This window comes from Tardiphaga sp. 619_E2_N8_4, assembly GCF_051810905.1.
GTDB classification, from domain to species: domain Bacteria; phylum Pseudomonadota; class Alphaproteobacteria; order Rhizobiales; family Xanthobacteraceae; genus Tardiphaga; species Tardiphaga robiniae.
Genome location: NZ_JBPWQJ010000001.1, coordinates 3,878,848 through 3,897,269 on the forward strand (window position 1 = coordinate 3,878,848; position 18,422 = coordinate 3,897,269).

Annotated in this window: 18 protein-coding genes; 9 read left to right on the forward strand and 9 right to left on the reverse strand. The window is 60.8% G+C overall.

What is annotated here, in order from left to right:
• Window positions 1-24: 24 nt before the first annotated feature.
• From AB8A23_RS18605 to AB8A23_RS18615, 3 genes are all read right to left on the reverse strand, one after another.
• Window positions 25-1,887, reverse strand: a complete 1,863-nt coding sequence (locus AB8A23_RS18605; RefSeq protein ID WP_439058606.1) for an ABC-F family ATP-binding cassette domain-containing protein — start codon at window positions 1,885-1,887, stop codon at window positions 25-27.
• An 85-nt stretch (window positions 1,888-1,972) separates the two neighbouring features.
• On the reverse strand, window positions 1,973-2,149 hold the full coding sequence (locus AB8A23_RS18610; RefSeq protein ID WP_175366131.1) for a hypothetical protein: 177 nt from the start codon (window positions 2,147-2,149) through the stop codon (window positions 1,973-1,975).
• A gap of 180 nt (window positions 2,150-2,329) precedes the next feature.
• Window positions 2,330-2,593 carry a sulfur globule protein precursor gene (locus AB8A23_RS18615; RefSeq protein WP_439058605.1) on the reverse strand — a complete coding sequence of 88 codons (264 nt, stop codon included), beginning with the start codon at window positions 2,591-2,593 and terminating at the stop codon, window positions 2,330-2,332.
• 279 nt (window positions 2,594-2,872) lie between these two features.
• Here AB8A23_RS18615 and ndk point away from each other — a divergent pair, with 279 nt between their 5' ends.
• Both ndk and AB8A23_RS18625 read left to right on the forward strand, forming a co-directional pair.
• Window positions 2,873-3,295, forward strand: coding sequence for a nucleoside-diphosphate kinase (ndk, locus tag AB8A23_RS18620; protein WP_068731078.1), 423 nt, complete (start codon window positions 2,873-2,875; stop codon window positions 3,293-3,295).
• A gap of 83 nt (window positions 3,296-3,378) precedes the next feature.
• Window positions 3,379-4,212 (forward strand): TerC family protein, encoded by an 834-nt coding sequence (locus tag AB8A23_RS18625; RefSeq protein WP_089263957.1) that lies wholly within the window; start codon window positions 3,379-3,381, stop codon window positions 4,210-4,212.
• Window positions 4,213-4,287: 75 nt separating this feature from the next.
• On the opposite strand, the gene AB8A23_RS18630 is transcribed toward AB8A23_RS18625, so the two are convergent.
• Window positions 4,288-5,442, reverse strand: a complete 1,155-nt coding sequence (locus AB8A23_RS18630) for an autotransporter outer membrane beta-barrel domain-containing protein (RefSeq protein WP_439058604.1) — start codon at window positions 5,440-5,442, stop codon at window positions 4,288-4,290.
• A 463-nt stretch (window positions 5,443-5,905) separates the two neighbouring features.
• Here AB8A23_RS18630 and AB8A23_RS18635 point away from each other — a divergent pair, with 463 nt between their 5' ends.
• Window positions 5,906-6,109 carry a cold-shock protein gene (locus tag AB8A23_RS18635; RefSeq protein ID WP_089263958.1) on the forward strand — a complete coding sequence of 68 codons (204 nt, stop codon included), beginning with the start codon at window positions 5,906-5,908 and terminating at the stop codon, window positions 6,107-6,109.
• 119 nt (window positions 6,110-6,228) lie between these two features.
• Here the strand turns inward: AB8A23_RS18635 and AB8A23_RS18640 are convergent, their stop codons facing one another.
• Complete coding sequence (locus tag AB8A23_RS18640) at window positions 6,229-6,612, reverse strand: hypothetical protein (protein WP_439058603.1); 384 nt, start codon at window positions 6,610-6,612, stop codon at window positions 6,229-6,231.
• 285 nt (window positions 6,613-6,897) lie between these two features.
• On the opposite strand from AB8A23_RS18640, the gene AB8A23_RS18645 reads away from it, so the two are divergent.
• Together AB8A23_RS18645 and AB8A23_RS18650 are read left to right on the forward strand one after the other, a co-directional pair.
• Window positions 6,898-8,865 carry an adenylate/guanylate cyclase domain-containing protein gene (locus AB8A23_RS18645; protein ID WP_439058602.1) on the forward strand — a complete coding sequence of 656 codons (1,968 nt, stop codon included), beginning with the start codon at window positions 6,898-6,900 and terminating at the stop codon, window positions 8,863-8,865.
• A gap of 57 nt (window positions 8,866-8,922) precedes the next feature.
• Entirely contained in the window at window positions 8,923-9,504 is a 582-nt protein-coding gene (locus AB8A23_RS18650; RefSeq protein ID WP_120292371.1) for a TetR/AcrR family transcriptional regulator, read from the forward strand.
• Here the strand turns inward: AB8A23_RS18650 and AB8A23_RS18655 are convergent, their stop codons facing one another.
• Window positions 9,505-10,455: a fatty acid desaturase gene (locus AB8A23_RS18655; protein WP_439058601.1), complete on the reverse strand. Its 951-nt coding sequence runs from the start codon at window positions 10,453-10,455 to the stop codon at window positions 9,505-9,507.
• A gap of 20 nt (window positions 10,456-10,475) precedes the next feature.
• The gene (locus AB8A23_RS18660; RefSeq protein WP_439058600.1) at window positions 10,476-11,513 is read right to left on the reverse strand and encodes an alpha/beta fold hydrolase; all 1,038 of its coding nucleotides are present in this window, start codon (window positions 11,511-11,513) and stop codon (window positions 10,476-10,478) included.
• A gap of 337 nt (window positions 11,514-11,850) precedes the next feature.
• Here AB8A23_RS18660 and AB8A23_RS18665 point away from each other — a divergent pair, with 337 nt between their 5' ends.
• Window positions 11,851-12,675: an alpha/beta fold hydrolase gene (locus AB8A23_RS18665; protein ID WP_439058599.1), complete on the forward strand. Its 825-nt coding sequence runs from the start codon at window positions 11,851-11,853 to the stop codon at window positions 12,673-12,675.
• 195 nt (window positions 12,676-12,870) lie between these two features.
• On the opposite strand, the gene purN is transcribed toward AB8A23_RS18665, so the two are convergent.
• Window positions 12,871-13,527 carry a phosphoribosylglycinamide formyltransferase gene (gene purN, locus AB8A23_RS18670; protein ID WP_439058598.1) on the reverse strand — a complete coding sequence of 219 codons (657 nt, stop codon included), beginning with the start codon at window positions 13,525-13,527 and terminating at the stop codon, window positions 12,871-12,873.
• 7 nt (window positions 13,528-13,534) lie between these two features.
• On the reverse strand, window positions 13,535-14,608 hold the full coding sequence (gene purM, locus AB8A23_RS18675; protein WP_439058597.1) for a phosphoribosylformylglycinamidine cyclo-ligase: 1,074 nt from the start codon (window positions 14,606-14,608) through the stop codon (window positions 13,535-13,537).
• A gap of 168 nt (window positions 14,609-14,776) precedes the next feature.
• Between purM and AB8A23_RS18680 the strand changes: the two genes are divergently transcribed.
• The 3 genes from AB8A23_RS18680 to AB8A23_RS18690 all read left to right on the forward strand — a co-directional run bounded on the left by AB8A23_RS18680 (window position 14,777) and on the right by AB8A23_RS18690 (window position 18,413).
• Window positions 14,777-15,331 (forward strand): CDP-alcohol phosphatidyltransferase family protein, encoded by a 555-nt coding sequence (locus tag AB8A23_RS18680; protein WP_068731090.1) that lies wholly within the window; start codon window positions 14,777-14,779, stop codon window positions 15,329-15,331.
• A gap of 46 nt (window positions 15,332-15,377) precedes the next feature.
• Window positions 15,378-16,055, forward strand: a complete 678-nt coding sequence (locus AB8A23_RS18685; protein ID WP_439058596.1) for a chromosomal replication initiator DnaA — start codon at window positions 15,378-15,380, stop codon at window positions 16,053-16,055.
• A gap of 156 nt (window positions 16,056-16,211) precedes the next feature.
• Complete coding sequence (locus AB8A23_RS18690) at window positions 16,212-18,413, forward strand: RNA degradosome polyphosphate kinase (RefSeq protein ID WP_320444374.1); 2,202 nt, start codon at window positions 16,212-16,214, stop codon at window positions 18,411-18,413.
• The last annotated feature ends 9 nt before the right edge of the window (window positions 18,414-18,422 follow it).

Below are 18,422 nucleotides of genomic sequence, written 5' to 3' on the forward strand. Positions count from 1 at the left end.
TCGAAGTAAGCGACGGCTGCGTGATCAGCCGTTCGCTTCTTCATGTTGCGAGCTTGCCGTGAGCCACTTCTCCTCGGCGCGCTGCAATGCATCCGCTGCAGCCGCCCGCGCCTTGGTGAGTTGAGTGGCCTGCTTCGGATCTTTCTTGAACAGGTCAGGCAATGCGAGCGCAGTATCGATCTTGGCGATGATGGCGGTGATCCGCTCCATCTCGGATTCTGCTTCGGCGACCTGCTGCTTGAGCGGGACCTTCTTTTCTTTAGGCTTCGCCAGCTTTTCGCGGTCCGTGTTTGCGCGGTCGCGTGTCGGCGCGCGCATACCGCGGGCTTGCATGACGACTTTGCGATAGTCGTCGAGATCGCCGTCGAAATTGGTGACGGTGCGGTCGGCCACGACCCAGAGCTGGTCTGCGCAGGCCTCGATCAGATAGCGATCATGCGAGACCATGATCACCGCGCCAGGGAATTCGTTGATCGCCTCGGCCAGCGCTGCGCGGCTGTCGATATCGAGATGGTTGGTCGGTTCGTCCAGGATGATCATGTTCGGACCGTAGAAAGTCGCGAGCCCCAGCAGTAGCCGCGCCTTTTCGCCGCCGGACAGGCTTTTTACGATCGTATCCGCAGCCTTGCCGGAAAAGCCGATATTGCCGGCGCGCGCGCGGATTTTCGATTCCGGCATGTCGGGCATCAGCTTGCGCACGTGATCATAGACGGAGTTGTCCATCACCAGCTCGTCGAGCTGATGCTGGGCGAAGTAAGCAATCGACAGTTTGTCGGCGCGCGTAATCGATCCTGAAAATGGCTTCAGCTTGTTTGCCAGCAGCTTGACCAGCGTTGACTTGCCGTTGCCGTTGGAGCCGAGCAGGGCAATGCGATCCTCGGTATCGATGCGAAGTGTCACCTGATTGAGCACCGGCTTGCCGGGCTCATAGCCGACCGACACATTGTCCACCGCGAGAATCGGCGGCGACAGGATCTTTTCGGGCGCAGGGAAGACGATCTCGCGCACGTCTTGCGTTACTAGCGCCGAGATTGGCTTCATGCGCTCAAGCATCTTGACGCGCGATTGTGCCTGACGTGCCTTGGAGGCCTTGGCCTTGAAGCGATCGACGAAGTCCTGCAGCCGCTTGCGCTCGGCTTCCTGACGCTTGACGTTCTTGGCGTCGAGCGCCTCTTTGTTGGCGCGGAACTCTTCGTAATTTGAGTAAGTCCCGCGATAATGCACGAGCTTGCCACGGTCGAGATGCAGGATCTCGTTCACCGACGTATCGAGCAGGTCGCGGTCATGGCTGATGACGATGACCGTGCGCGGATAGTTGGCGAGATGATCCTCGAGCCACAGCGTGCCTTCGAGATCGAGATAGTTGGTCGGTTCGTCCAGCAACAACAGGTCCGGCGCCGAGAACAACGTCGCTGCAAGCGCCACGCGCATGCGCCAGCCGCCGGAGAATTCGGAACAGGAGCGCAACTGGGCTTCAGCCGAAAAGCCAAGGCCGCTCAGAATCGCTGCGGCGCGAGCGGGCGCGGAATGCGCATCGATATCGACAAGGCGGGTCTGGATGTCGGAAATGCGCTCCGGATCGGAGGCGGTCTCAGCTTCCTTCAACAGTGCGTCGCGCTCGAGATCGGCTTTCAAGACGACAGAGATCAGGCTTTCGGGGCCGTCCGGCGCCTCCTGGGCGAGGCTGCCGATACGCCAACGGGGCGGAATCGAAATACTTCCAGTTTCGGTGGCCAGATCGCCGCGAATGGCATGAAAAAGGGTTGATTTGCCGACGCCGTTGCGGCCCACGAAACCCACGCGGGCTCCCGGCGCAATCTGTACCGTGCTCTCGTCAATGAGCAGGCGTCCGGCGATCCGGATCGAAATGTCTGTGATGGAAAGCATGCGGGGTTGTCACCGCTGCGACGCACAAAGGCAACCCCGATTTGCTCGCTACTGGTGCGCGGAAGGTCAATTATGCCGTCAGCGGCTACCGCTTTTCGTCCTGCTGCCGCATCCGGTCGATCAACGTCTGGAGATGGGAGGGCAGAGTGTCATCATCCGACCCGATATCACGGCGCAACCGCTCGCCGATGGCATTGCAGATCGCCACGCTGGTGGTGCGGTCGATGTGTTCTTCGCCATCATTGATGAACTGGTTCTGCATTGTCTTCCCGGCGCTCGTGGCAGTTGAATGACACTAAGGCAAGTCGTCCGGGCCGAAATTGTTTCAAGATTTATGGATTTGAGGCTGTTTGAGTCAAAATTCGATGAATCGTCGATGGATCTGCCAAGAAAAAGCCCGGCCGAGGGAACGGCCGGGCGGTATTTCTCTGCTCGTGGAGCGTCAGTAGCAGCGATTGACCAGTCGCCAACGCGGTCCCCACGGGGTCGGAACGACCCGGCGGACGAGACATCCGCCGCCGCCATAGCCGTAAACCGGCCCGCCGACGAAGCGTTGTCCGCCCCAGCCGCGATGCCAGCCGCCGCCATGCCAGCCACCGCCGTGCCATCCGCCGTGGCCGCCCCAGGCGGAAGCCGAGGTCGGAGCCAGCGCCGCGGCGCCCAATGAGGCCGCTGCAACCAAAGTCAGTGCGATCTTGCGGAACATTCTCATCTCCTCTGGTACGGCGCATGTTGCGCCTGCCGTGAACATGGCACCGGGGGCAAATGCCGTTGGCCGGGGTCATTGCAGGCAGTCTAGGAGGAGGAAGCTGAACCGGATCGCGCCAATCCTGTCAGGAATGGTTCATGTGGATGACATCTCGGTAATTTCGAGCGCCTGATCTGCCAAAATGGGGCCTGCGACATTTGGACGGATCGCTTGCCGTTCCCGGATGGCGTCGATATAAGCCGCCATCTTCCAGCGACTGTTATTCAAGGATAAATCATGGCTATCGAGCGTACCTTTTCGATTCTGAAGCCCGACGCGACCGAGCGCAATCTGACCGGTGCGATCAACGCGCTGATCGAAAAGGCCGGCCTGCGGATCGTCGCGCAAAAGCGCATCCGCATGACCCGCGAACAGGCCGGCACTTTCTACGCCGTTCACAAGGAACGCCCCTTCTTCGGCGAACTGGTGGACTTCATGACCTCGGGTCCGGTTGTCGTGCAGGTGCTGGAAGGCGAGAACGCCGTCCTCAAGCATCGCGATGTGATGGGCGCAACCGATCCGTCGAAGGCTGCTGATGGCACCATCCGCAAGCTTCACGCCAAGTCGATCGGCGAGAACTCCGTGCACGGTTCGGACGCTCCGGAAACTGCAGCGATCGAGATCGCACAGTTCTTCTCGGGCAACGAGATCGTCGGCTAAACTTCCAGCCGAATTGACGACCGGTCGGCGCGCGGGGGCGCGCCGGCCTTTCCAATCAAAACGAACAAACAAAGGGGCGCGCTGTGGACTGGTTGCTGCATATTCTCGATCCGGCGACGATCAAGTCGGTTTTCGTTCAGTTTCAGGTCGAAATGCAGCAGCCCGCATTTTGGGTAGCCGTCGGCAAGATCATCTGGATCAACGTTCTGCTGTCCGGCGACAACGCGCTCGTGATCGCACTGGCCTGCCGTGGTCTGGAACCGAAGCAGCGCATGTGGGGCATGATCCTCGGCGCCGCTGCCGCCGTGATCCTTCGTATCATCTTCACCGGCATCGTCGCCTCGCTGATGGCGCTGCCCTATCTCAAGCTGGTGGGCGGCCTCGCACTTATCGTCATCGCAGCCAAACTGCTGGTACCCGAACCGGAAGAAGAGGACGGCGTGAAGGCCGCCTCGCATCTGTGGGCCGCTGTGCAGATCGTGGTCGTAGCCGACATTGTCATGAGCCTCGACAACGTCATTGCAGTTGCTGCCGCTGCCAATGGCAGCGTGCCGCTGCTGATCCTCGGCCTTGCCATCAGCGTCCCGCTGATCGTCGCCGGCGCGGCGCTGATCATGGCGCTGCTGACCCGTCTGCCCGTTCTGGTCTGGCTCGGTGCGGCCCTGCTGGGCTGGGTCGCCGGCGAAGTGATCGCGACGGATCCTGCGGTCCTGCCGCTGATGCACAGCTTCTTCAGCGGTTCGGTCGGCACTGGCCTCGACAGCCTGATGTCATCGCTGGGCCTTGGCGTTCGTTTCACCAATGGGGGACATGGTGGCGAGATCGTCTGCGGTCTGATTGGTGTCGCTGTGGTGCTCGCTGTCGGAACGTTGTGGCGTCGTCGCAGCATGGCAGGGCACGCCGAGCAGGCGGCCTAACTCAATAAAAACGCAAAGCGGGCGAGGGGCATTTGCCTTTCGCCCGCTTTTTTTGTTTCTGGAATCTGACGGTTTCTAGAACTTGAATTCGACGCCCAGCGTTCCTTGGTGGGACTGCGAATAGGCGCGGAACTTGCCGTCATAATTGAGATAGAGACGCGCGGTGTTGCTGAGGCTCAGCGACGCCGATGCGCCGGCGTCCGCGCCGTACTGGCTTTCGCCGATCCCCTGAACGGTGATGCTCTCGGAACCCAGGCTAACCGTGACGTTGCTAAAGCGCTGATGCACGTTGTCGACGAATTTGGCATAGCCCGACAGATCCAGAATCTTCTGATCAAATATCCAGTAACGGCCGACTTCTGCGCCAATCAGGATACGCGCACGCTCGGCTGAGGCACCGCTCGCGTTGACAGGATTGAGGCCGCCAAGCTCCTGCATCGCGCCGGTTGTCGCGCGGGTGTATTCGAAGGCAGCCTTGGGCACGATCCGTGCCTGTTCGTAACTCCAGTAATAGCTCAGCTCAGTGAGCGCGCCGTCGATCCGCGCATTGTAGCCGGCGCTCGCGAGCCCCAGGCCCGTGTCGCGGCGCGAGTTGATGTCGCCGAAGCCGTGCACCAATGCGATTGCCCAGGTCCATGCACCTTGGTCAACCGACGCATTGAGGCCGATTTGCGTGAGGTCGAGCGTCGCTGATTGCAGCGCCAGCGGAACGTCGATCGTGGTGTGGCTCTGGTCCACCGACAGCCCGACATTGACACCCGGCATCAGCCGCGCGCCGATCCCGGCGACGCCGCCGATGGTCCGGCGCTTGTCGCCGACGAAATCCCCGATCGTGCCGGTATGGGCGCCGACACCATAGAACTCGGCCCAGCTTCGGAAGCGCGGCGTCTCGGTGGTCTCCGACGCACCGCCGCCGCCGGGATTGGCGCGCGACGCGCGGTTGAAGCCGTAGCTCGCCTGATCGCCGAGGCGCCGCAGGAACTGGCTACCGAGATCGCCAATGGCAATACCTGCGGATTGCCCGGCATTGAAGTCGGTCGATGATGGCACCGGTGCGGCTGGCAGCGGCGGTGTGGTTGGGGGCGGCGTGGTAGGCGGCGGCGCGACCTGGGCGGATGCAAGCGAAGGCGCAACGACAAGCGCGACGGCAAGGCCGAGTACAATGGTCCGGCGTTGCCGACTGGCAGCTGGGCTCCTGTCCGTTTGGGCGTATCGCGATGGATCGCGCATTGTCACTCGTTTCGAAATTGTCGCTGCAGTGCCGTTCGACTGCGGCAGAGCATACGCGATCCAATGAGCATTGCCGCTGCGCATTGAGCGCCTCTGGTGGCGATTGACGCGTATTGTTGTGCGATTGCCACAGCGGATTCGTGTCGCTTTTCATCACGTTATGGCCATTCACGCAGAGCGGGCCGACGATACTTCAATCCGGCACGTCTGCTCATGGGTCTGGTCAGCGGCTTTCGATAGGTACGCTTGAACGCGGCCGGTGATATCAAAACGTCTGCCGTAAAAAGCCAAAGACTTGCGTAGCCAAAATTTTCATGTTGGAATTCTTGCGCAATCGGATTGAGGCCGTTCGACTGTGCGTTTTGCGAGCAGGACATTCAGCAGACACCGGGAAGCCCGCTTGTGGCGTGGTACGCATGATGCGTGGCCGCGTCTTTTTTGTATCTAGATCGGGAGACAGACGATGCAGAAGGGCACCGTCAAATGGTTCAACCCCACCAAGGGTTATGGCTTTATCAAGCCGACTGTCGGCGACAAGGATGTCTTCGTGCACATCTCCGCCGTGGAGCGCGCGGGCCTTAGTACCCTCAACGAAAACCAGACCATCGAATACGACCTGGTGGAAAATCGCGGCAAGGCGTCTGCCGAGAACCTCAAGGTCTCATAACCGAGTTTTGCCCTGCCGGCCCTGACATGTGGGCCGGCCGACTGATGTAACTCCGGCGCAAGCCGGGCCTTTTGTAGCTCCGGTGCGGATCGTGCCGAGCGGGCGAGGTTATGCCCGCACTATCGCTTCTTTGGCTTCTTCGCCTTTTTGGCCGTTTTCTTGGCGGGTACTGCCTTCTTGGGGGCCTTGTCCTTCTCGGCGTTCTGAGCCTTCATCGCTTGCGCTGCTTCTGCGATCTGAAGTGCTTCAACGGCCTTACGCATCGATCGCGCATAGCTGTCGGCGGCATTATCCGCGGACATCTGAAGGCGCTTGGCGGCGGCCATGCCTTGCTCCGTCGCGTCCTTCGCCAATTGCTTGAAACGGTCCTTGGCGGTCTTGTCCTTGGCCTTGGCGGCCAGGCCCGCATAGCGATCGCGTTGTGCCTTGACAGCTGCCATCAGTGTCTTGTTTTGCTGCTTAGCAGTCTGCCGGATGATCACACCCAGATCGGCGCCCGTCATTCTTCATTTCCTTAAGTGACAGCCAGAATAGTCAATTGTTTCAATTATGCAGTTGCCATTGAGGCATTGCAATCGTCGCAGCTCGTGGCGCTGGCCAGCGTGCTGGGCGAGGTGAGTTCATTGTCCGATGTCGTAAGCACAGATCGGGTTTCTTTACCGTAAAGATACTCGGCAATTGCGCTTGCGTGACGGAATCATGATACCGCGAGACTTCCCGTCCGGCGCAGCCAGGTCTGGCCTGTCGATATGCGGTGCCAGATTGGCTGGCGTGTGGAGCATCCTGCGATGACGGTGCCGGCGAGATCACGTTTTCGGATTGGCTTCAGGACGTCAATCATTGCGCTGTTCGTCGGCGTCGTCCTCACGGTCGGTCTTGCGCTGGTCTATCTCAGCTTCAGCCGGGTCAACACGATCATCCGGACGGCGGCTTCATCGTATCTCAGCGTGGTCGCTCAATCGGCAACCGATCGCATCGATGCGCAGCTCAAGAGCGTTCACGACAATCTGGATATCCTGCGCGGTATCACATCGGTCCAGTCCGCGGAGCTCAAGAATAACCCGCGGCTGAACATCCTGCTGGCGTCGATGCTACGCAACAACAAGCAGCTCTTCAGCCTGTACATGGGATATGAGGACGGCTCGTTCCTGGAAATGGACCTGATCGACCGAACGGGAGCTGGGGTGAAAGCGCGCTTCGGGGCGCCGGACGGGGCCAGATTTCGCCTGTTCACGATCGTGAAGGCTGGCGATTTTGGACCGCTTCAGACCACGACCTCCTATCTCGACGATGCGCTGCAGCCTTTGGCAAGTCTGCCCGGACCGGTCGATTTCGATCCTCGCGTTCGGCCGTGGTATCGTGGCGCCTTCGAGCCCAATGCCAGTCTGCTGACCGAGCCCTATATCTTCTATCAGACCGGTGACATCGGCTACACGCTGCGAATGCCCATTGTGGAGGGGCAGCGGGGTGTTGTGGCCGGCGATATCCTGCTCAGTGAAGCCGAGGCCATGCTGCGCAAGCAGCAGCTCGGGCATTCGGGCGTGGCCTACCTGTTTGATGATGCCGACCGGGTGCTGGCGCATCCCGAGATGTCCCGGTGGCTTGAAGCCACGAGCGTGCCAAACAAACTGTCGGAGCTGCCGCGACTGAGCGATGTCGATACGATCGGCGCGACTGCGGCCATCAAGGCGTGGCGCCAGACCGGAGTTGAGCAACAGTTCTTTGATGACAGCACAGGGCGTGCCTATGCGGCCGCATTCAGGCCCGTAGAGATGGCTGGATCGGCCAATCTTCGTGTTGGCTTCTTCGCGCCGCTCGATGAGTTCTATGCCGAGATCGAGCAAGAAAAGCGCACGCTCTTCATTCTCGCATTTTGTTTCGTGCTCGCGGCCATACCGATTGCATTCTGGATCGGCAACAAGCTGTCGCTCTCCCTGCGGATTTTGGCGCGCGAGGTCGACCGCATCCAGAACTTCCGGTTCTCGTCGATGCCGCAACTGCGTTCGCCGATCCGCGAAATCGATGATCTCGGTCGATCGGTCTTCACCATGCGCACACTGGTGCAGACATTCTCGAATTTCGTCCCCAAGCGTCTGGTTCAGCAACTGGTCGAAACCGGCACGGCCATGCAATTGGGCGGCGAGCGCCGCGAAGCGACCATCCTATTCACGGATGTCGAGAATTTTACGGGAATGACGGAGAACGAAGATCCGACCCGGGTGATGCTCTACACGTCGCGCTATTTCGCTGCGATTTCGGACGTCATTGCTACGCATCAGGGCACGGTCGATAAATATATCGGCGATGCGGTTATGGGGCTGTGGAACGCACCCATCGAGCACACCGACCATGTCGCGCAGGCTTGCGCCGCTGTGCTCGATTGCGTCGAAGCCAATCGGAAGCTCAATGAGGAATTCGAGCGTGAGGGCTGGCCCGTCTACAAGACCCGGTTTGGCCTGCATGTGGGCGATGTCATGATCGGCAATATCGGGTCACCCGACCGCATGAACTACACGGCGCTCGGCGCGACCGTAAATCTCGCGTCACGGCTCGAGACGCTGAACAAGGACTACGGAACCAGCGTCCTGGTCAGCGAAGCCGTCAAGGAGCGGGTGGACTCCCTGTTCCTTTTCCGCAGCGTCGCCCGGATCAAGCCGAAAGGCTTTGCCGCGGAAGTGCAGATCTATGAGTTGCTCGGCGCGCGAGACCAACATTCCGTCGCCGCGTCTGATCGCCACGCCAATTTCCCTGTTTGATCTAAGGGGGCCGCGCTATAGTGAACGCATGGCAGCCGACAGAGAAATATTGCGATGATGACCGACGTGACCCCGGTGCGGCGAGGTCGTCCTCGATCGGTCGAGACCGAGGATGCGATCCTGGACAGCGCCTATCGCATGATGGCGGCTGAGGGGCTTGCTGCGACGACCATCGATGCGATTGCGCGGGATTCCGGCGTCTCCAAGATGACGATCTATAAATGGTGGCCGTCGCGCGAAGCAGTGCTGATCGACGCATTCCTGCGGCAGGCGTCCACCATGCTGCCGCTTTCCGAGAGCGGTGATCCGTTTACCCGCATCACGAAACATGCCGCCGCCTATGCCATGGCGCTGAACAGCGATTTCGGCAAGGTACAGCTCGCTGTCATTGCCGAATGCATCGCGCGCACCGGTTCAGCGAAAATCTTCTCCGAACGTTATCTTGGTATTCGCCGGGACATATCGCTGGCGATTATCAAGGACGGCCAGAAGGACGGCAGCATCGTTGCTTTGGAGCCAGCCGGCGATCTCTATGATCGGATCTATGGCACGTTATTTTATGAGTATGTCTTTGGATTTCGGCCGCTGACGGCCGATTATGCGCGCAAGCTCGTCAAATCCGTATTGTCGGCGCAATAGTCAGATGCCGCCTTGCCGCGCGCGGCGAAACCAGCGCCAGGTTTCGCGCGTGACGGCCCGGTAACCCCAACCGCGATGCGCGATGCGCTCGTCGATGATGGCATTGAGCTTGGGCAATGCGTGGAAGGGGACCGACGGATAGGCGTGATGTTCGACATGGAATGGCATGTTCCAGGTGAACCACTTCGTCAGCCTATCGGTATAGGTCGTGCGGGTGTTCTCATAGGCGCTGCGGGTACGCTCGCAGCCGGTGTGTTCGGCATAGAGATAGGGCCGCAGGAATAGCTGGCCGACATAGAGCGGGACGAGCCAGCACCACAGCAGCATCGTGCTGGAGAGCGCGATAGAAGCGATCAGCAGCGCCAGATAGACGAGGGCATAGATGCGGGCTTCGCGCACCACCATGCCCTGCTTGGATTCCGGGATCCACGGCGCCACGGCTTGTCCGGTCAGAGCACGGCGGACCAGCAGACGGATCCGATTGGTCAGTTGCACGATGCCGGTATAGGCGATGGCGAGTCTGGTGTCGGACGAGGGGATGGTCGCGGTGACGAGCTCCGGGTCGCGGTCGGGATCCTGTGTGAAGCGGTGATGATCCCAGTGAAACAGCGCATAGTGCTCATAGGGCAGAACGATCATCAGCGATGAGACATGGCCGAGGATCTCGTTGAGCCGCCGGTTGGTGAACACGGTCTTGTGCGCAGCCTCGTGCACCGCCATGAACAGGAAGGCGATGAGATAACCCTGGATGATGATCAGCGGGATCGCCCACACCACGCCGTAGCGGGTGGCGACCTGCCAGATCAGCGTTCCAACCAAAGCGATCAAGGCATAATGGCTGATCGAGCGAATGAGCCCCGGAAGATTGGCGCGAACCGACAGGTCCTTCAGCTGTGCGGGCGTTAGGGCGCGGGTTTCGATCTTGCCATGGCCAACTGCATCCATCGTCATCGGTTCGTTCCGTTCTCGGTTCAGGCGTCGGCGGCGAGCAGCGTGGAGACCTTCGTGTTGATGAAGGCTGCGTCGGTTGGAATCTTGACGGGATTGCCGGCGCGGTGTCCGTGCAGCGAGGGGATCGGACACAGTTCGGCCTTGCGTGCGTTGGTTAGCAGGGGGAGTTCGTCTTCGTTGTCGCCAACCTGAAAATAGTTGTCAGTTTGTCCGGGCATCAGCAGAACGCGCGCCTTGATAGCAGCCATGGCTTTCCGGAAGTCGCCACGGAATGCATCGCAGCGACTGATATCGCCATTTTGCCAGGTCCAGAGTTGAGCGAGCAGATTGTTGGCATCACGATGCGCAAAGGCGACATCCCATGATCGTGTCAGATAGTCTTCCAGCGAGGTGAAACCGGCCTTACGCCAGAGCTCATCGCGGTAGAAGCCGTGCGACATCGCCCAGCCGGCATAGACGCGTCCCATGGCGCGAAGACCGGCAGACGGCTTCGAGACGAAACGGCCATCGACAAAGGCAGGATCGGTGGTCAAAGCGGCCCGCACACTTTCGAGGAATACGGCGTTGAACGGCGAACAACGGGCGCTGCCGCAAACCACTGCCGCGCGTGCCACCATGTCCGGATAGCGGGCGGCCCAGTGATAGGCCTGCATGCCGCCCATCGACCAGCCATAGACCAGTGCCAGACGGGCGATGCCGAATTGCTCGGTCAGCAGGCGATGCTGGATCGAAATAGCGTCATGATAGCTGATGTTCGGATAGGGGGCGCCAGCCAGAGCTTCCAGCGAATTCGATGGCGATGACGACAGCCCGTTTCCGAACAGATTGGGGATGACGATGAAGTAGCGGTCCGGATCGAGTGCGGCGCCCGGCGCGATCAGCCACTCAGTGTCGTAGTGTTGTGCGCCGAACGACGTCGGATAGAGGATGACGTTATCTTTGGCAGCATTGAGTGCGCCATAGGTCTTGTAGGCAAGCTGCAGGCGCGGGTGCCGCTGGCCGGATTGCAGCAGCACGTCACCCGCCTCGAAGATCTGGTAGTCGTTCGGCGTATTCATGTTGCAGCTCCGGAAGGTCCGTTGACGCTTGCCGAGGGTGCGACAAGCGATCCGCTCGACAAAATTTAATAACTGTACTATTGGTATATTAATTGACGAAGAGCGCAATGCCGAAACTTCGGCATTGCCGCCTGAATAGCATGCAGCTGGTCGTCGCCCGTTGGCGGTTCGGCGACATCTTGTTTTTGTATTCGAAACGTACAAGAGACTTGCGGCCCGTTAGTCTATTCACTGGCCTGTCATCGGCGCAGAGGCGGAAAGCGGCCAGGTTGTCCGCATAAGCCGCTGCGAATTCGAAGTCGCGCTTGCCCGCAACCCACTCAAAGGAGTCTGGATCATGGGAACCATCACCACCAAAGACGGCACCGAGATTTTCTACAAGGATTGGGGCACCGGGCAGCCGATTGTGTTTCATCACGGCTGGCCCCTGAGTGCGGACGACTGGGACAACCAGATGATGTTCTTCCTCAATCAGGGCTATCGCGTCATCGCGCACGACCGCCGTGGCCATGGCCGCTCCAGCCAGACCGCGACCGGCAACGAGATGGACACCTATGCCGCTGATGTCGCCGAACTCACCGATGCACTCGACCTCAAGGACGCCGTGCATATCGGTCACTCCACCGGCGGCGGCGAAGTTGCGCGTTACGTCGCGCGTGCCAAGAAGGGACGCGTCGCCAAGGCGGTGCTGGTCAGCGCCGTGCCGCCGATCATGCTCAAGACCGAGAACAATCCCGGCGGCCTGCCGCTCGAAGTGTTCGACGGCTTCCGTGCTGCGCTTGTTGCCAACCGCGCGCAGTTCTACGTCGATGTCCCGGCCGGGCCATTCTACGGCTTCAACCGGCCGGGCGCGAAAGTCTATCAGGGCGTGATCGACAACTGGTGGCGGCAGGGCATGATCGGCGGCGCCAAGGCGCACTATGATTGCATCAAGGCATTTTCGGAAACCGACTTCACCGAAGACCTGAAGGCGATCGATGTGCCGGTGCTCGTTTTGCACGGCGATGATGACCAGATCGTGCCTTATGCCGACGCTGCACCACTGACGGTGAAGCTGCTCAAGAACGGCACGCTGAAGACCTATCCGGGCTTCCCGCACGGCATGCTGACCACCCATGCGGATGTGATCAACCCGGATCTGCTGGCATTTGTTCGCAGCTAAACGAACCGGTATGAACGACGCAGTACGTGTTGCGTCGTTCGCATTGTCTTTGATGGTCCTGCGACCGGTGCTCGCGAACTGAACAATCCCCATTGACGACGGACACACGACAGTCCGGGGCGCGTCCCGAACAATAAAATGCGTTGTCCTCGTTGCGGAAAAGTTACGATCGCGCGAATCCGCGGGCGCCTCGCCCTAGATCACTGTCGGCGAGATCAGCGTGTCGTCGCGGCTGGCGCTGGCGCCGGTACTGGTGGTGCAGGTGTCGCCGGTGATGCCGACGCTGTTGGTGGCCAACAGCCGTAATGCCTGCGGATAGATCTTGTGCTCGATGTCGAGCACGCGCGCGGCGAGGGTGTCGGGGGTGTCGTCATCGGCTACCGCCACGGCTCCCTGCATCACGATCGGGCCGGCATCGGTCTCCGGAATGACAAAATGCACCGTGGCACCGGAAATCTTGACGCCGGCGCGCAATGCCTGACCGTGCGGATCGAGGCCGGGGAAGGACGGCAGCAGCGACGGGTGGATGTTCAGCATCCGGCCGTACCAGTGTCGCACGAATTCCGCCGTGAACAGGCGCATGAAGCCGCCGAGGCAGATCAGCTCGATCTTGTGCTCGTCGAGGGTCGCCTGCAGCAGCTTCTCGAAGCCGGCGCGATCCTTGCCGAATGGCTTGCTCTCGATCACCAGCGTCTTGACGCCATTGGCCTGCGCAGTGGCGAGGCCGGGAGCGTCAACCCTGTTGGAAATCACCAGCGCAATCTCGGCCGGGAAGCCATCTGCTGCGGCGGCCTCGATCAATGCGGTCATGTTCGACCCGCGGCCGGAAATCAGGATGGCGACGCGACGCATCACGGCCTCACAGGTTGAGTTCGAGATGTCCGTCATAGACGACGCGCTCGTCGCCCTTAGCTTCGATGACGTCGCCGAGCAGCGACACGGTCTCGCCGCCCTCGCGCAGGATGTCCATCACCTGTTGCACGGCTTCGCGCTTGACGATGGCGATCATGCCGACGCCGCAGTTGAAGGTGCGCAGCAGCTCGAGTTCGGCGATATCGCCTTCCTTTGCCAGCCACTTGAACACCGGCAAGACGGTGAGGGAGGGCAGGTCGATGCGAACGCCGAGGTTCTTTGGCAGCACGCGCGGGATGTTGTCGGTGAAGCCGCCGCCAGTGATATGCGCGAGGCCCTTCACGGCGCCGGTCTCGCGGATCGCGCGCAAGCAGGATTTCACATAGAGCCGGGTCGGGGTCAGCAGCGCACCGCCAAGCGTCATCACCGGCGAGAACGGCGCTTTGTCGGCGTAAGAGAGGCCCGTGCGCTCGACAATCTTGCGGACCAGCGAGAAGCCGTTGGAATGGACGCCAGACGAGGCCATGCCGATGACGGCGTCGCCCACGTCGATATCCTTGGTCGGCAGCAGCGTGCCGCGCTCCGCAGCACCGACCGAGAATCCGGCGAGGTCGTAGTCGCCGTCCTTGTAGAGGCCGGGCATTTCGGCGGTTTCGCCTCCGATCAGCGCGCAGCCGGATTCACGGCAGCCCTCTGCGATGCCAGCGACGATTGAGGCGGTGGCTTCTGGGTCGAGCTTGCCGCAGGCGAAGTAGTCGAGAAAGAACAGCGGCTCGGCGCCCTGGACCACGAGGTCGTTGACTGACATGGCGACGAGATCGATGCCTATGCCGTTATGGATGCTGGCTTCGATAGCGATCTTGACCTTGGTGCCAACGCCGTCGGTGGCGGCGACGAGAACCGGATCCTTGAAGCCGGCGGCCTTGAGGTCGAACAGTCCGCCGAAGCCGCCGATCTCGGCGTCAGCGCCGGCACGGGCGGTTGCGCGAACCATCGGCTTGATGAGGTCCACCAGACGGTTGCCGGCATCGATATCGACGCCCGCGTCCGCGTAAGTGAGGCCTTTTTTCTGGTCGGTCATGCCGGGTATCCTGCCGGAGCTGCGAAACTGTGTATTTTCGGCTGGTTACGTCGGAATCCCCGCCTGCGCAATGGCTCGTAAACGCTATCCCGATTACTATGTAGGCGGTAAGCCGGTCGGAGCCCCCAAGCTCGGATTGCGAAACAGGCCGGAGCCGGGAAGCGCCGCGTGAGTATCCCCAATTTAATCACCCTCGGGCGCATCCTGCTGGTGCCCGTGATTGTCTGGGCGATTGCCTCGAACCAGATGGAAATCGCCTTTGCAATCTTCGTGATTGCGGGGGTCAGCGATGCCGTGGACGGCTTTCTCGCCAAGCGTTTCAACATGGCCAGCGAACTCGGTGCGCTGCTCGACCCCTTGGCCGATAAGGCGCTGCTGGTCTCGATCTATGTCTCCCTGGGGATATGGGGGGCAGTTCCGCGTTGGATCGTGATTCTCGTGGTGTCGCGGGATATCATGATCGTGGGCGCCGTCATTGTGTCGTGGTTGTTCGGCAAACCGATCCCGATGAAGCCGCTGATGGTATCGAAGCTCAATACGGTGGCGCAGGTGGCCTTCGCAGCCTTGGTTCTTGCTGCCCTCGGATTTGGTTTCAAATCATCGCCTTACGATTTGATTTTAATGGGCTTTGTGACCGTCTTGACGCTGCTCTCTGTGTCCTTCTATCTCGTCGAGTGGATGCGACACATGAGCACCATCGAACCCGGTCAAGAGCCCCGGTAAACCGGTATTCGTGACGTTCGCCGGCGGAGCCGGCAGGAGTATTTGCGTGGTCGCCCGCGTCCAACCCCGTCAACTGGCGTTCGCGCTGCCCCATGCGGAGAGTCTGTCCCGCGATAACTTCCTTGAGGGCCCGGCCAATGCCGAGGCGCTGGGACTGATCGACTGCTGGCCGGACTGGCCGAACCGGGTAATGCTCCTTGTCGGCCCGGAAGGGTCCGGCAAGAGCCATCTGGCGGCGATCTGGGCCGAGGAGGCCGGGGCGCGCTCCACCATGGCGCACAGCCTGACGGCTGCGACGGTTCCGGCTGAGTTGGTGACCAACGCACTGGTGGTGGAGGATCTCAATGCCGGTGCCTTCGACGAGCGGGCGCTGTTCCACCTTCTTAATCTGGCACGTCAGGACAACGCCTATGTGCTGATTACGGCGCGGGTCGCCCCGGCCGCCATGGAGGTCGAGTTGCGCGATCTGCGGTCGCGGCTCCGTGCGATCCCGGTACTCAATCTGCTGCCGCCGGATGACGGGTTGTTTCGGGCGCTGATCGTGAAGTTTTGCGCCGACCGCCAGCTCAGCATCGACGAGAGCGTGGTCAGCTATGTGGCCAGCCGCATCGAGCGGTCATTCGCCGCCGCCCGCCATACGGTGGAATTGCTGGATAGCGAGGCGCTTCGGCTTGGGCGGCCGGTCACCCGTGCATTGGCCGCGGAACTGCTGCGCGACGCCTGACTTAGCCTTGGACGTCAAGCGCGGCGCGTCAAACCGTGCCTTGACGGCGCAGCAGGCAGGTTCCTCAATGTCATCGAAGCGTCACGCAACTGACGCAATGTCCGCTGTGATTTGTCGGCACTATAGCGCTGCTTGAACTGGATGGATTGCTGCCTCATGGACTCCGCAGAAGAGATTGTTATTGAAGAGAAAAAGGGCGAAGCGAAGCCGGCAGAGGTGGTCGCGTCGGGTCCCGAGCGCTTCATCAATCGCGAGCTGTCCTGGCTGCATTTCAATCGCCGCGTCCTTGAGGAGTCCGTCAATCCGGGCCATCCGGCGCTGGAGCGCGTCCGCTTCCTGTCGATTTCCGCAAACAACCTTGATGAATTCTTCATGGTCCGCGTCGCCGGCATCAAGGCGCAGGTCCGCGAGGGAATCAGCGAGCGCAGCCCGGACGGCCTGACCCCGGCCGAGCAACTGGTGCTGATCAACAGCGCGGTCTCCAAGCTCGGCAGCGACCAGCAGGCGATCTGGCGCGACCAGCGCGGCATGCTGGCCGATGTCGGAATCGTGCTGCTCGACGGCAAGGAGGTCAGCAAGGCCGACCGGACCTGGATCGAGGACCACTTCCTCCACAACATTTTCCCGCTGCTGACGCCGCTGGCGATCGATCCGGCGCATCCGTTCCCGTTCATTCCGAGTCTGGGCTTCACCATCGCGCTGCATCTGTCGCGGGTGTCCGACGGCAAGACGATGAACGCGCTGATCCGCATGCCCGGCAAGATCGATCGCTTCATCCGCCTGCCGACCCCCGGCAAGGACGGCGCGGTCCGCCTTATCACGCTGGAACAGGCCACTGGCCTGTTCATCGCGCGTCTATTCCCGGGCTACACTGTTCAGGGGCAGGGTGCCTTCCGCATCATCCGCGACAGTGAACTTGAAGTCGAAGAAGAGGCCGAGGATCTGGTCCGGCTGTTCGAGACTGCGCTGAAGCGTCGCCGCAGAGGGTCGGTGATCCGCCTCGAAATCGAAGCCGGCATGCCGGCAGAACTCCGTGCCTTCGTGCAGCGCGCGCTGGCGACCTCGGATGACGAAATCCTGCTGGTCGACGGCATTCTCGCCATGAACGAGGTCTCGCAACTCACACGGCTCGATCGGCCCGATCTCGAATTCGTGCCCTATGTGCCACGTCACCCGGAACGTGTCCGCGATCATGGCGGCGACATCTTTGCCGCGATCCGTCAGAAGGACCTGATTGTCCATCATCCCTATGAGTCCTTCGACGTCGTCGTGCAGTTCCTGCAGCAGGCCGCGCGCGATCCGGATGTGGTGGCGATCAAGCAGACTCTGTATCGCACCTCCAACAATTCGCCGATTGTCCGCACGCTGGTGGAGGCCGCTGAGGCCGGTAAGTCGGTAACGGCGCTCGTCGAACTGCGTGCGCGGTTTGATGAAGAGGCCAATATCCGCTGGGCTCGCGATCTCGAACGCGCCGGTGTCCAAGTGGTCTATGGCTTCCTGGAATTGAAGACCCACGCCAAGCTGTCGCTGGTGGTGCGCCGCGAGGGCGGCTCGCTCACGACCTATGTGCACACCGGCACCGGCAACTATCATCCGGTCACCGCGCGCATCTACACCGATCTGTCATATTTCACATCCGACCCGATCATCGGTCGCGATGCCGCACGCGTGTTCAACTATATCACTGGTTATGCCGAGCCGAGCGACATCGAGAAGATGGCCGTATCGCCGCTGACCTTGCGCGGGCGCATGCTCGAACACATCCGCGGTGAAGCGGCATTCGCCCGCAGCGGCAAGCCGGGTGCGATCTGGCTCAAGATGAATTCGCTGGTCGATCCGGAAATCATCGATGCGCTCTATGAGGCGTCGAATGCCGGTGTATCCGTTGAACTGATCGTGCGTGGCATCTGCTGCTTGCGGCCGGGCGTGCCCGGCCTGTCCGAAAACATTCGCGTCAAGTCAATCATCGGCCGCTTCCTTGAACATGGTCGAATCTATTGCTTCGGTATGGGCAATGGCCTGCCGAGCCCGAAGGCGGCAATATACATATCGTCGGCTGACATGATGCCGCGCAATCTGGATCGCCGCGTCGAGGTTCTGTGTCCGCTGCAGAACCCCACCGTGCATACCCAGGTGCTCGAGCAGATCATGGTGGCCAATCTCAAGGATACGGAACAGAGCTGGCAATTGTTGCCGGACGGGTCGTCAACGCGTATGAAGGCAGCGAAGGGCGAGGAACCCTTCAATGTGCACAATTACTTCATGACGAATCCGAGTCTGTCTGGCCGTGGAAAGTCGCTTGAGAAATCATCCCCGCGCCGGCTCACCCGCCGTTCGGAGCGTCACCAATCCTCGTAAGGAACCAGC

Bases quoted from the DNA above. Each gene is read 5' to 3' on its own strand.
- ndk (WP_068731078.1), top strand. From the start codon at position 2,873: ATGGCTATCGAGCGTACCTTTTCGATTCTGAAGCCCGACGCGACCGAG.
- AB8A23_RS18635 (WP_089263958.1), top strand. From the start codon at position 5,906: ATGCAGAAGGGCACCGTCAAATGGTTCAACCCCACCAAGGGTTATGGC.
- AB8A23_RS18690 (WP_320444374.1), top strand. From the start codon at position 16,212: ATGGACTCCGCAGAAGAGATTGTTATTGAAGAGAAAAAGGGCGAAGCG.
- AB8A23_RS18610 (WP_175366131.1), bottom strand. From the start codon at position 2,149: ATGCAGAACCAGTTCATCAATGATGGCGAAGAACACATCGACCGCACC.
- AB8A23_RS18660 (WP_439058600.1), bottom strand. From the start codon at position 11,513: ATGAATACGCCGAACGACTACCAGATCTTCGAGGCGGGTGACGTGCTG.
- AB8A23_RS18605 (WP_439058606.1), bottom strand. From the start codon at position 1,887: ATGCTTTCCATCACAGACATTTCGATCCGGATCGCCGGACGCCTGCTC.
- AB8A23_RS18650 (WP_120292371.1), top strand. From the start codon at position 8,923: ATGACCGACGTGACCCCGGTGCGGCGAGGTCGTCCTCGATCGGTCGAG.
- AB8A23_RS18645 (WP_439058602.1), top strand. From the start codon at position 6,898: ATGACGGTGCCGGCGAGATCACGTTTTCGGATTGGCTTCAGGACGTCA.
- AB8A23_RS18655 (WP_439058601.1), bottom strand. From the start codon at position 10,455: ATGACGATGGATGCAGTTGGCCATGGCAAGATCGAAACCCGCGCCCTA.
- AB8A23_RS18615 (WP_439058605.1), bottom strand. From the start codon at position 2,593: ATGTTCCGCAAGATCGCACTGACTTTGGTTGCAGCGGCCTCATTGGGC.
- purM (WP_439058597.1), bottom strand. From the start codon at position 14,608: ATGACCGACCAGAAAAAAGGCCTCACTTACGCGGACGCGGGCGTCGAT.
- AB8A23_RS18630 (WP_439058604.1), bottom strand. From the start codon at position 5,442: ATGCGCGATCCATCGCGATACGCCCAAACGGACAGGAGCCCAGCTGCC.
- purN (WP_439058598.1), bottom strand. From the start codon at position 13,527: ATGCGTCGCGTCGCCATCCTGATTTCCGGCCGCGGGTCGAACATGACC.
- AB8A23_RS18640 (WP_439058603.1), bottom strand. From the start codon at position 6,612: ATGACGGGCGCCGATCTGGGTGTGATCATCCGGCAGACTGCTAAGCAG.
- AB8A23_RS18665 (WP_439058599.1), top strand. From the start codon at position 11,851: ATGGGAACCATCACCACCAAAGACGGCACCGAGATTTTCTACAAGGAT.